The 12,860-nt window shown below is 38.8% G+C and carries 13 protein-coding genes; all 13 read right to left on the bottom strand.

Annotated elements, in window-relative coordinates:
• Window positions 1-62: 62 nt before the first annotated feature.
• Window positions 63-881, bottom strand: coding sequence for a flagellin N-terminal helical domain-containing protein (locus ACSLUO_RS13490; RefSeq protein WP_448249208.1), 819 nt, complete (start codon window positions 879-881; stop codon window positions 63-65).
• A gap of 236 nt (window positions 882-1,117) precedes the next feature.
• Window positions 1,118-1,942 carry a flagellin N-terminal helical domain-containing protein gene (locus ACSLUO_RS13485; protein WP_448249206.1) on the bottom strand — a complete coding sequence of 275 codons (825 nt, stop codon included), beginning with the start codon at window positions 1,940-1,942 and terminating at the stop codon, window positions 1,118-1,120.
• Between the two features lie 119 nt (window positions 1,943-2,061).
• Window positions 2,062-3,261, bottom strand: a complete 1,200-nt coding sequence (flgL, locus tag ACSLUO_RS13480) for a flagellar hook-associated protein FlgL (RefSeq protein ID WP_448249204.1) — start codon at window positions 3,259-3,261, stop codon at window positions 2,062-2,064.
• A 9-nt stretch (window positions 3,262-3,270) separates the two neighbouring features.
• Window positions 3,271-5,238, bottom strand: coding sequence for a flagellar hook-associated protein FlgK (gene flgK / locus ACSLUO_RS13475; RefSeq protein WP_448249202.1), 1,968 nt, complete (start codon window positions 5,236-5,238; stop codon window positions 3,271-3,273).
• A gap of 44 nt (window positions 5,239-5,282) precedes the next feature.
• Window positions 5,283-6,269: a flagellar assembly peptidoglycan hydrolase FlgJ gene (gene flgJ, locus ACSLUO_RS13470; RefSeq protein WP_448249201.1), complete on the bottom strand. Its 987-nt coding sequence runs from the start codon at window positions 6,267-6,269 to the stop codon at window positions 5,283-5,285.
• 19 nt (window positions 6,270-6,288) lie between these two features.
• Window positions 6,289-7,443, bottom strand: a complete 1,155-nt coding sequence (locus tag ACSLUO_RS13465; protein WP_448249199.1) for a flagellar basal body P-ring protein FlgI — start codon at window positions 7,441-7,443, stop codon at window positions 6,289-6,291.
• Between the two features lie 16 nt (window positions 7,444-7,459).
• Entirely contained in the window at window positions 7,460-8,146 is a 687-nt protein-coding gene (gene flgH / locus ACSLUO_RS13460) for a flagellar basal body L-ring protein FlgH (RefSeq protein ID WP_448249197.1), read from the bottom strand.
• 19 nt (window positions 8,147-8,165) lie between these two features.
• On the bottom strand, window positions 8,166-8,954 hold the full coding sequence (flgG, locus tag ACSLUO_RS13455) for a flagellar basal-body rod protein FlgG (RefSeq protein WP_448249195.1): 789 nt from the start codon (window positions 8,952-8,954) through the stop codon (window positions 8,166-8,168).
• Window positions 8,955-9,000: 46 nt separating this feature from the next.
• The gene (gene flgF / locus ACSLUO_RS13450) at window positions 9,001-9,744 is read right to left on the bottom strand and encodes a flagellar basal-body rod protein FlgF (protein WP_448249193.1); all 744 of its coding nucleotides are present in this window, start codon (window positions 9,742-9,744) and stop codon (window positions 9,001-9,003) included.
• 138 nt (window positions 9,745-9,882) lie between these two features.
• Window positions 9,883-11,277: a flagellar hook protein FlgE gene (flgE, locus tag ACSLUO_RS13445; RefSeq protein WP_448249191.1), complete on the bottom strand. Its 1,395-nt coding sequence runs from the start codon at window positions 11,275-11,277 to the stop codon at window positions 9,883-9,885.
• A gap of 27 nt (window positions 11,278-11,304) precedes the next feature.
• Window positions 11,305-11,988, bottom strand: a complete 684-nt coding sequence (locus ACSLUO_RS13440) for an FLgD tudor-like domain-containing protein (RefSeq protein WP_448249189.1) — start codon at window positions 11,986-11,988, stop codon at window positions 11,305-11,307.
• A 14-nt stretch (window positions 11,989-12,002) separates the two neighbouring features.
• Window positions 12,003-12,422 carry a flagellar basal body rod protein FlgC gene (gene flgC, locus ACSLUO_RS13435; protein WP_448249187.1) on the bottom strand — a complete coding sequence of 140 codons (420 nt, stop codon included), beginning with the start codon at window positions 12,420-12,422 and terminating at the stop codon, window positions 12,003-12,005.
• A complete protein-coding gene (gene flgB, locus ACSLUO_RS13430; protein ID WP_448249186.1) occupies window positions 12,422-12,823 on the bottom strand; it encodes a flagellar basal body rod protein FlgB in 402 nt (133 codons plus the stop codon). Before flgB ends, flgC begins: the two co-directional genes overlap by 1 nt.
• Between the last annotated feature and the right edge of the window lie 37 nt (window positions 12,824-12,860).

The following is a 12,860-nucleotide window of genomic DNA, read 5'->3' as shown; positions in this document are numbered from 1 at the left end:
TTGGCCCCCTAAAAGAGCCTCTTTAATCTTGTATCGGATCTATTTATAAAAACTTTAATTTTTTATAAAAGAGATAATGCTATTTGCGGCTGCTGATTAGCTTGCGCTAGCATTGAACTTGCCGCCTGCTGTAATACTGAACTTTTAGCTAAAGCAGCACTTTCTGAAGCATAATCAGTATCTTCAATACGTGAACGTGATGCAGACAAGTTTTGCGCAGTATTATCATTACTACGAATAATAGAAGCAAAACGGTTTTGTTTCGCACCTAAATCAGCACGTACGGTATTTACCGATACTAACGCATCATCAATTAACCCTATCGCTGTAGAAGCTGCTGTTGCCGAAGAAATATCAGTACTTGTTGTCAAAATAGAAATAGCATCAAAATCTTGAGTAATAGAAATTGTTATTTTTTGCCCGCCGTCAGCACCAATTTGAAAATCTTTACCGGTATATGTACCATTCAATAAATTTTCTCCAGCAAATGAGGTTTGATCAGAGATACGTGTTAATTCGGTTTCTAATTCAGTGAACTCTGCATTCAAAGCTGTTCTATCTGCTTGACTATTTGAACCATTAGCCGATTGTACTGCTAAAGTACGCATACGTTGAAGTGTATTAGTATACTCGTCTAACGCACCTTCAGCGGTTTGTGATAACGAAACACCATCATTGGCATTACGTGAAGCTTGATTTAAACCATTAATTTGCGCGGTTAAACGATTAGAAATTTGTAAACCGGCGGCGTCATCTTTAGCGCTATTAATACGTTTACCTGAAGATAAACGTTCAAAATTTGTTGCCAATGAATTCGTTGAATTTTGTAGCTGACGCTGTGAATTCAATGATTGAATATTACTGTTTACTACTAAAGCCATGAGAACCTCCAGGTATTACACCTAATAATATTAATTTGATGAGGCTTTAATATACGACTTAATATATTAAAATTTATGCCTCTTAAAACCTTTATCGGAAGAAGTAAAAATAACTTTAATATTTTTTATTAAATAATTTAAATTTATATACAGAGGCTGAATTACTTGGCTATAGAGACAAAAAAGCCCTCGAATGAGGGCTTTAAAATTAATTAGATTATAACTGGTAACGATTATTACTGTAATAATGATAATGCTATTTGTGGCTGCTGATTAGCTTGCGCTAACATCGAACTAGCCGCTTGCTGTAATACCGAGCTTCGAGCTAATGAAGCACTTTCTGCCGCATAATCGGTGTCAAGAATACGAGAACGTGAAGCTGACAAGTTTTGCGCGGTGTTATCATTACTTCGAATAATAGAGCTAAAGCGGTTTTGTTTAGCACCTAAATCAGCACGAGTCGAGTTAACTTTCGTTAACGCACCATCAATTAAACCAACCGCAGATGTAGCTCTGACAATACTCGAAATACCCACAGTTGCCGCTGATAACATCGATGTAGCATTAAAATCAATCGGTATTGAAAGCCTGATAGTTTGTCCGCCATCAGCACCAATTTGAAAATCTTTTCCCGTATATGTTCCATCAAGTAAGGTTTCACCAGCAAAACTCGATTGATCCGAAATACGTGTTAATTCAGAAAGTAATTCTTGAAACTCAGCATCTAGCGCGGTTCTATCTGCATCACTATTTGAACCATTCGCTGATTGAATTGAAAGTGTACGCATACGCTGTAATGCATTGGTATACTCATCTAACGCCCCTTCAGCTGTTTGTGCTAAAGATACACCATCATTGGCATTTCGTGTTGCTTGGTTCAAACCATTAATTTGTGCTGTTAAACGGTTAGATATTTGTAATCCCGCTGCATCATCTTTGGCGCTATTTACACGTTTACCTGAAGATAAACGCTCAAAGTTTGTTGACAGTTGATTAGTTGAATTTTGTAGCTGACGCTGTGAATTTAACGACGCTATATTACTATTAACTACTAAAGCCATTGCTATCATCTCCTAGTTTTAGGTAGTGGTTCAATTGCCGATAACAACATTCATTCGGAACCACATATAAATATTTTTTGACACTACGCCATAATGAAAGCATTAAATGTGCCAAAATGTTAAAGGTAATTAAATAAAGACAAATTTTTAATTTGAATAAATGATTGTTGTGCTGCTTGCAACGCCACTTTTGACTGTTCAAAATTTGATATTGCCTTTGCCATATCTAAGTCTTCGAGATTAGATTGTGCTTTTGCCATACTAATTTCTCTATCGGCATGACTATTGTCTTGGCTCTCAATAAGTTGCAATCTAACACCTGCGTCTGCTCTTCGGGACGTTAAATGATTCATTGAGCTATCTAACTGTGACAAAATTTCTTTATAATCAACAGCATGTTGAACACCATCAATAGTAGGCGAATTCATCCAACTAAGCGCTGCCTTTAACGTATCAAAAATACTGATTTCTTCCTCTGGTGTTAACTCAAATTCATCCCCCGGCAATGGGTTGCCACTCACTTGAACTTCAATTCCGTTAAAGGCGATAGTTTGCCCAGGTACATAAGAAGATGTAGTAAAAACAGTAACATTGTTACTATCAGTCACCGTTAAATCGGTAGCAGAGGAAAAACTAAACGTATAATCAGGCGGAGAACCAACCGAATTGTAGGCTCCACGATCAGTAATCAAAGCTTTATCTAAAGAAATACCAGAGGTATTAGTCATATAGTTAGCGCTAAAGTCTCCTTGGTGATTGGCTACTTTTTGAAAAACATCATCACCAGTCTGGTTCAAATCCACATTGATATTTTTGGCTATTTGAATTTCTCTAACACCATTGTCGCCTTTATATAACACACTATTATCAGGCTGCAATTCAAAAGGTTTCTTATCTACTTGAAAACCGGCAAATATATAACTGCCAGTTTCATCTTGTGTATTAGCGATATCTAATAATTGAGCAATACTGTCTTCAGCAAGATCCGCCAATGATTGACGATCTGTAACTGATAAAGTGCCGTTATTGGCTTGAATTAAATATTGCTTTAGTTGGTTCATAAACCCTTCAGCATTTGAAATAACAACATCTTGTAAACTATTACGATTTTCCGCTTGGGTAATATTACGTTTATATTTATCAATACCTCTTAATTCATCTTTGTACCCTATTAATGTGCTGTAATTAACCGCATCATCTTTAGCCGTTAAAATGCGCTTACCATTAGTTAAGTATTCTACCTGTTCATTAACATCAGATTGCTTGTTAGTTAATTGCAAACTGTTTTGATGATAAAACTGAGATGTTGAAACGCGCATAATAACTCCCTACCTAGCTGCTGCGAGCAAGGTGTCAAAAATGGTATTAGCTATTGAAATAATTTGTGACGACGCTTGATAAGCCTGTTGAAATTTAATTAGATTTGCCGCCTCTTCATCCAAATTCACACCCGATGTTGATTGGTTTCGATTAAATGCTTGGGTATGTAATGCTTCAGCAGTATTTGCGACTAATTCCGCGCTACTTGCTTTAGAGCCAACAATACTAGTGGTTTTACTCAAACTTTGAGTAAAACTTTCAGAGTTCCCATTCAAAATCCCGTCTTCTTGGCTGGCAGCTAAAGCTAACGCGTTAGTTCCATTACCAACACCAAAACCATCATTAAAACTAAAAACTTCAGGTGCATTAGGCGCTAAGCCTGACGGCATGCCTTTTAACTCCACTTGAAACGTAGCTGTCCCAGTTAATGGTAAATCAATCAATTGAGATGGCGGAGTATAAGGCTGTGGGGCTGACGTGGTACCTGTATTATCAGTAACTGTATAGGTAAATGTGCCCGGCGGACTTTCTAGTATTTCAATGCTCATGTCCATATCAGCACGGGCATTTACTGGATCATATACTTGTGATATTGCCATAGTACCGGCACTTACATTATTCGCTGATGGCGTAATTTGTACCGCTGAACTTGCTGCTAATCCTTTACCGTCAGTTAATACCATCTCCATTAAAGCTGCACTATTTTCTGCTGGGCGAATAATAAAAGAATCATCAGTGGCAACAGCCCCGCCAGTAGTAACAAAATTAAATCCTTGGCTAGAACTATACGTATTAGCTGCTGTTAACGTTAGCGTTTCCGTGGCACCGTTATTGAGGTTAGTCATCACATAGTCACTACCGTCATATGTTATTTCGTATTCATCAGTCGAAATAAGTGAAATATCAACAATTTCCACTTGTGCTGTTAAGGTGCCCGCATTACTGCTTGGTGTTAACACGCGTGATGATTGTAATAAATTACTATTAATATCAGTAAAAAGGTCTTGTCCTTGCTGTTGATTTAAGTCTAAACCTTGTGCTTGAATACTGTTCAGCTTTTCCGAAATAGCCATAGCTAAACGGTTTATCTCATTTCTAGCTTGCTTTAAATGCTCATCTCTAAATTCAAACTTGCCAGCTAATGCTCCCCCCAAAGATTCAGGTTTAAGTTGTGCCGTACTGCTTGGCCCATATAAACTGATTTTGGTTGCTAAAGGATCAGGATCGCCAGAAGTTACACCGACAGATAGTGCGGTTGTCCCAGCTACCAGGGTTGAACCATTACCTATCATCACCGTCATAACACCATTTTGATCAGTCACGGTATTTACATTCGTATATTCTGAAAGCTGGGTAATTAATTGATCACGTTTATCTAACAAATCATTTGGCTGACCTTTCACGCTTTGATCATTATTCGTTAAAATTTGTGAATTTATCGTCGCTAATTGCTGTGAAATGTCGGTAATTCGTCCAGCAATCTGGCTAATTTCACCATTTACTGCTTTTTCTAATTGGCCAAAATTATTATTAAGTGCTTGAAAATCAGCACTTAATATACTCGCTTGGTTTAATGTAATTGATCGTAGGCCTAAATCACTCGGATTATCCACCATACCATTAACCGTTTGATAAAATTGTTCAATCGAATTTGACAAGGCTTGGCCAGAAAAACTCATAATATTATTAAGTTGATCTAAGCTGCTGTTACTAGCATTCGCTTGGCCTAATTTACTGGTATTATGTAATTGTTCTTTATAAGAAAACTGGTCGTAAATACGAACCACATCATTAATAAAAGTCCCCGAACCAATAAAATTTCCACCATTAAATAAACCTGGAGATGCATTCTGTTCAGCACGTTGGCGGTTGTAACCTTCGGTATTTACATTGGCTATGTTATGTCCTGTCGTCGCCAACTGTTGTTGTGCGGCTAATAAACCACTAACGCCAGTTTGGTATAAATTAATAGACATAAAAAACTCCAACTATCACAGAACACATCAAGGTAATCAAAAGATTATCGGTTTAATAAACTGCCAACTCGTTTTAATGTACCGAGTATTTTTTCTGCGTACTGAGGATCAGTCGCATAGCCAGCTTTTTGTATACCTTGCAGGAAATGTTCCACATCGTTAGCTTTCTCTAATGCGGCTTCATATCTAGGATTATTTGACAGGAACTTAATGTAATCATTCACACTTTCTGACACTGAAGAATAAACACGAAATGGCGCTGATTTTTTTACCATAGTGCCTTGTTCAAACTCTAAGGTATCTTTCGTAACATGATCGCCTTGCCAGCGTTTATCAGCTTTGATATTAAAGAGGTTATTCGAACTTTCACCATTTTTATCAACGATAATTTTTTTGCCCCAACCGGTTTCTAATGCTGCTTGTGCTATTACAACTTGATAAGGTACTCCTAAGCTTTTTTCGGCTTGTTTGGCAGGTTCTATCAAAGCTGAAACAAAATCTTGAGGTTGCTCAAAACGCTGATCTTTTTTAGCTAAATTGATCAGATCTTGAAATGGTGTTTTTATTTGTCGATTTTTTGACGTCTCTAAAGACATCGTTTCATTATCTAACCGACGATTATCATTAGCAAATTTATTGCTACTTTCTATGGTGCGAGAGGTTAATTCACCATCTGCTCGCAACACACTATGTGGGGTAAAGTTTTCATTATGTCCACCAAGCTGACGAACAATTAACTCAGACAAGCCTAAACTACCGTTACTTGACAGTTCAACAGCCAACTGTTGATCATGCATGTCACGATAGAACTTGGTAGTTTGAGAATTAAATGGGCTATCTGATTCAAGTACATCTTGAGCGCTGCGCATGCTTTTTAATAGCATTTGCATAAAAATCGCTTCAAACTGTTTTGCCGCTGCGGTTAATGCTTCATCTTTTGACGCCTGATCGGTCGACTTTGATTGCAAGGTAATATTATTTAACCCGTTTAAATCAAAAAAGTTTTGTGCTTGATCAATTGGAGAAGACATCAGATTTACCTACTTGTCACTAAATAACAATCAACTCGCCGCGCAACGCGCCAGCTTGATCTAAGGCTTCTAAAATAGCCATGACATCCCCCGGAGCAGCACCTACTTGATTGATTGCTCGTACAAGTGTGTCTAGGGTGACACCTGGATCAAAAACAAACATCCGTGAATCATCAGCTTTGGTATCAATAATTGATTGGGTTGTCGTAGCCGTTTCCCCTTCAGAAAAAGCATTTGGTTGCGATACATTAAGCGTTTCATTAATAGTAACAGTAATACCGCCATGCGTAATTGCCGCTGGTAATAATCTCACATCAGAACCTATCACTATGGTGCCCGTACGAGAGTTAACAATAATTTTTGCCGCAGGTCGGCCGGGTTCAAATTCTAAATTTTCTAAAACCGATAAAAAACTGACCCGATCATTTACATCTCTTGGTGCCGTTACCTGTACAGAGGTAGCATCGATCGCTTTAGCAGAATCTGCAATAAAATCATTAATGGTTTCAGCTAATAGTTTAGCGGTAGTAAAATCAGAACGTCTCAAATTAAAGGTAATATGATCACCTTGTGAAAACGGAGAAATAACTTCCCTTTCAACCATCGCGCCATTAGCGATACGGCCAACCGTTGGTGTATTCATCAATACTTTTGAACCATCTAAACCTTCCGCGCCTAAACCACTCACCACTAAGCTGCCTTGCGCAATGGCATAAGCATTACCGTCAATGCCCATTAAAATGGTTTGTAATAAAGTACCGCCACGTAAGCTTTGTGCACTCCCCATCGATGAAACGGTCACATCAATTGATTGACCCGGTTTAATAAATGGTGGTAATTCAGCATGAACAGCGACAGCGGCAACATTTTTAATTTTAGGTTTCAAATTAGCCGGCATAGTGATGCCAAAATTGCTTAACATAGTTTTAAAACTTTGTTCTGTAAAAGGACTTTGCTCACCGGTACCCGGTAAACCAACAACTAAGCCATAACCAATAATTTGATTTGAACGAACACCGGCAACATCAACTAAGTCTTTAATGCGCTGAGCTGACGATTGAAAAGACAAACATAATGCGATCAATAGCGTTGCTTTAAGCAATAACTGTTTTAGTTTCAATAACCCGTTGAAATGGCTTATACAGATACCTGTGTTGTAAGTAATATTGTTCATCTTATTGCCTTACCGATTAAATCGGCCACCAAGAACTACTGAAGAATTTAGATAACCAGCCTTGCTCTTGCACATCAGCAAAAGTGCCAGTACCAGAGTATTGAATGCGAGCATTTGCCACTTTGCTCGAAACAACGGTATTGTTTGAACTGATATCTTTTGAACGAATAACGCCAGTTAAACGAATATATTCGTCGCCATTATTTAATGTTAACCACTTTTCACCACGGATCATCAAATTGCCGTTAGGTAAAACACGTAATACGTGCACTGAAATATTACCGTTTAAGCTGTTACTTTGATTCGACTTAGAATCACCTTTAAAGTCACTATCTTGATCGTAACCAAATTGTATTGAATCGCCTTTAAAAGTTAGTGGATTGCCACCTAGGCCCGTGATCGGTGAAAGTGCACTACTGTTTTCTTTTTTTAATTCAGTTTTAGCATTTTTTTGTGCTTGGGTATTTTCACTTAAAATCACCGAAATAATATCGCCAACTCGATGGGCTTTTGAGTCAGAATAAATATTATTAACGTAATTAGGTTTAAATAATGAACCCGAAGGTACTAAAGACTCCTCCTCCGGTTCAGGCATAATTGGCGCAAAATCGGGATCGTTGGGTAAAATTTCAGTATGTTCGCTGGTTGTAGCACAACTTGCCAACATAAAAATACCTAAAATACTTAGCAATGACTTTTTCATTGTATCCCCCTAATAAACCCTATAACTGTTGATTGATATAACTCAACATTTGATCTACAGCAGAAATAACTTTTGAGTTCATTTCATATACTCGCTGACTTTCTATCAAATTCACTAATTCTTCTGTGGTATTAACATTCGAAGTTTCTAAAGCACCTTGTACTAACATGCCAAAACCTTCTAAACCAGGAACACCTTCTTGCGGCGCACCACTAACGGCAGTTTCCACATATAAATTCTGACCAATAGGCTCTAAACCTGTAGGGTTAACAAAATTGACGGTATTAATTTGTCCCACAACAGCCGGCTCAGGTTGCCCTTGTAAAGTCACCGAGACTTCGCCATCTTGCGAAATGGTTATTGATAATGCATCTGGTGGGATGGTAATTTGTGGCTGCAGTAAATAACCTGCCCCTGGTGTTACCATATTACCTTCTTCATCCATAGTGAATTGGCCATTACGGCTATACGATGAGGTTCCGTCTGGTAATTGTATTTCAAAAAAACCTTCACCTTGGATCATTAAATCTAAGGAATTATCGGTAGTTATCATGTCACCTTGGCTATGAATTTTTTGCGTTGATACCACTTTGGCACCCGCACCTAACATTAAGCCCGAAGGCATTTCAGTATCTTGCGCGCTTCTGCCACCAGGTTGATTAATCGTTTGATACAGCAGATCTTCAAATACAGCACGACTTTTTTTAAAACCAATCGTACTGGCATTCGCTAAGTTATTAGAAATAACTGCGATATCTTTCGTTTGTGCATCTAAGCCTGTTTTACTGATCCATAATGCAGGATTCATAAATCACCTCTTATTAAACTTGTACCGTGAGCCAAATAGTTAATCATTAGAAAGCCCGTAATAAAGACGCAGAACTAGCGTCTATTTCTTCTGCGGTTTTCATTAACTTCAACTGCATTTCAAACTGCCGTTGCAAAGAAATCATTGCTGTCATTTCATTAATGGGGTTAACATTACTCCCCTCTAATACACCACTATTAACTTGTACTGTAATGTCTGCTGCTACTGGTAACCCATCACGAGAACGAAACAAACCATCACTGCCTTTTGTTAACGAATTTACGTCGGGTCGAACCATCTTAATACGGCCGATTTCTTCTTGAACCAGCGCTGGTGCGCCTTCTGGTTGAACCATAATGGTTCCGCTGCGGCCGATGGAAATATTTTTAACCGGCAATGGAATAAATATCGGGCCACCTTCACCAATGACTAATTCACCTTCATTGGTTTGCAAAGCACCATCTTCAGTAATCTTAAACTGGCCATTACGTGTATAAGCTTCAGAACCATCGGCTGACTGAACAGCAAACCAGCCATCACCATCAATCGCGACATCTAATGGCTTACCTGTTGTTAATTGCGAGCCACTGTCAAAGTTTTGGCTAGCACGTTCTGTCATCGAAAAAACCCGCGTTGGCAAACCTTCACCAAATGCCTGCATTGCTCTGGCGTTGGCTAAATCAGCTTTAAAACCAGTGGTTTTAGCATTAGCTAAGTTATTGGCATTTATAGATAAAGCGAGCATATTTTGTTTAGCTCCGCTCATTGCAATGTAAAGCATTTTATCCATAACAGTTCTCGATTAATGACTAATACATTAGTAAATGCAATTAAGATGCCAAGGAAAGAAGGTGTAAATATTGAAGTAAAGGAGAAATAAAAAACCCTAGCACTTTGGCTAGGGTTGATAAGATAAAAGCAAAATTAACTATCGAATTTGTAAAATCGTTTGGTTTAATTGATTATCCACTTCCAAGGCTCTTGAGTTGGCTTGGAAATTACGTTGCGCTGAAATCAAGTCGATTAGCTCTGACGTTAAATTTACATTAGATTGCTCTAACGCCGATGAGTTAATGGTACCAAAAGTCCCTGTTGTCGCTTCACCTGCAAGTGGGCTACCCGAACTAATACTTTCTTTCCAAGAAGTGCCACCAATTTGTGTTAAACCTTGCTCATTAGCAAAATTTACCAACGCAATACGAGCTAGAGGTTCTGAAGTACCATTACTGTATGTCGCACGTACCAAACCATCAGCACCAATATCAATACCGGTTAATCGACCAACCGCTAAGCCATCTTGGTCTAATGCTGTTACCTCAAAGTTAGACGCAAATTGTGTTGGTTCATTCGCATTAGGCCCTAATGGATCAAAATTAAAATTAACTAATACCGTTTGTAACGGATCGGCACCATTAGTTAATATTCCGGCTTGTAATGCCTCTGTTCTTATACCACCTAAAGCCGGATCTGGATTTTGACCAATAAAATCACCTGAGCTATCAAAATATAATCGTGCCCCCACTACACCTGTCGGTGCTAAATTGCCCGAAACATTACCAGCAACAGGACTTGTTGCTGGGGTTACACCGTCAGGTTCAAATTGCCCGCCAGGATCAGGAATATCAACTGGCGTACCATCAACAGCCGTAAACATTGTCCATTCATTCGCTTGTACTGGGTCTTTGATAAAATAATAGGTCATTATATGACTGTCCCCCAGCGAATCAAAAATAGTTACCGAAGTAGAGTGGTTATAAGTTGATGGATCTTCAGGATCAAAATTACCCGGAGCATTAGCTGGTGCAACATCACCGGCAGGTAAATTCATACGAAGATCAACCTCTCCCGTTGCTTGTGGTGCACCTGACGCTGTTGGAATTCTAATTGGTTCAGCCGTACTTAAACTAACCGATGCTGATGAACCATCTGAGTTAACTGGAAAGCCTAATAAATGTCCCCCTTGAGAGTTAACAACAAAGTTTTCACTATTCAATTTAAATTGGCCAGAGCGAGTATAAGTACGTTCTAAGCTATCAATACTTGGTACGGTACTGTAAAAACCATTACCTGTGATCGCTAAATCTAAGGCATTATTTGTAAACTGAATACTGCCTTGAGAAAATTGCTGAGCCACATCTGCAGTTAAAACACCGTCTCCGACCTTGGTTTTACCCGAAGATAATAACGATGCAGCATAAACATCCACAAATTCGGTTCTTGATTCTTTAAAGCCCGTGGTATTGACGTTAGCGATATTGTTCGATGTAACATCTAAGTCTTTTTGTGCGGCATTCAAGCCACTCAGTGCTATATTAAATGACATAATTTCACCTCTTTAAACTGTTCGTTATTAACCTTCGGAAACTTCAACAACGTCTGCTAACGACATTGAACTGCCACCGTTTAAATTCAAGACAATGCCATTAGCCCCCGCTAAAGTCACACTATCCACTTTACGATAAGTCATCGCTTGTAATTCTGACGCTTGCCCATCAACTAAACCGGCGATGCGATAACGGTATGCACCTTCTGGGGCTGCTTCACCATCACTTTTATTGCCATCCCATGAAAAGGTAAACTCACCTTCTTGAATATTACCAACAGGGACTGTTTGAATGAGTGCCCCCTTCGAATCTTCAACATAAATAACTACATTGCTGGCTGGTAAATCCGTTATCAATTTACCTTTTGCTCCTTCGCCTTCCGCCATACCAAAAGTATTTTCATCCACTAAAACACTTTGCCCCACTAATGAAGAAGCTTGTAATGCTTGGCTTGACGACATTGAACTGGCAAAACTGGTGAATTGCTCATTTAATTGCGCGACACCATCAGTAGTAGAAAATGCCGTCATTTGAGAAATCATTTCATTATTCTCAACCGGTTTGGTCGGATCTTGATAAGCCAGCTCTTTCGTTAACAACGCAAAAAAGTCTTCTTGCGTGAGCATGCCATTATCTTCTTCTGCCGTTTTAACTTGGTCTTTTTGCCAATACATGCCTTCGAGAGGCTTATTACCGCTAACTGATTCCATAATTTATGCCCTTATTAGCGTTGACCTAAAGTTAACGTTTTATTCACCATGTTTTTAGCTGATTCCGCTAATTGCACATTGGTTTGATATGAACGAGAAGCTGAAATCATATTCGTCATCTCTTCAATAACATTAACATTAGGTTTATAAATATAACCGTCTTGATCAGCCATTGGGTGGTTTGGTGAATACTCAATATTTAAAGGTTTGTCGCTTTCTACAATCCCTAATACTTTGACACCAACACTACCTTCTTGACCGGCGGCAGCTTTTTGCATCTCTGCGGCAAAAACAGGATGGCGCGCACGATAGGTTTCATTAATGCTACTGCTAACACTATCAGCATTAGCAATGTTACTGGCTGTTGTATTTAAGCGGACAGATTGTGCGCTCATACCTTGGCCAGATATGTCGAATACGTTAAAAAGACTCATTATGACTGCGCTCCTGTTATCGCTTTTTTCAATCCTTTAATTTTTCCATTTAAGAATTGAATGCCTGCTTGATACTCTAACGAGTTTTGTAGATACAAGTTTCGTTCCACTTGTACATCAACCGTATTACCATCACCCGTATCTGGTTGATCTGGCGTACGAAATTTCACTTCCGAGGTTAAAGATGTTGAGGTACTTAAATGTTTTTCATGAGTACGAACGATGCCTGTTTGTTGCATCTTTGCCGCTTGCTGCATGGCCTTTTGAAAATCCATACCTTTAGCTTTGTAGCCAGGGGTGTCTGCATTCGCAATATTACTTGCAATAACTTCCGCGCGTTTTGCGCGTAGCAAAACACCTTGTTCATGCAAACCAAAAACTTTATCGAAACTTATTGCCATGATGTGTACCTCCACAATATATGAAGGACACATACAA

Source organism: Thalassotalea agariperforans (assembly GCF_053470345.1).
The sequence above is the reverse complement of the archived record's forward strand: the minus strand, read 5'-3'. Positions and strand labels throughout refer to the sequence as shown.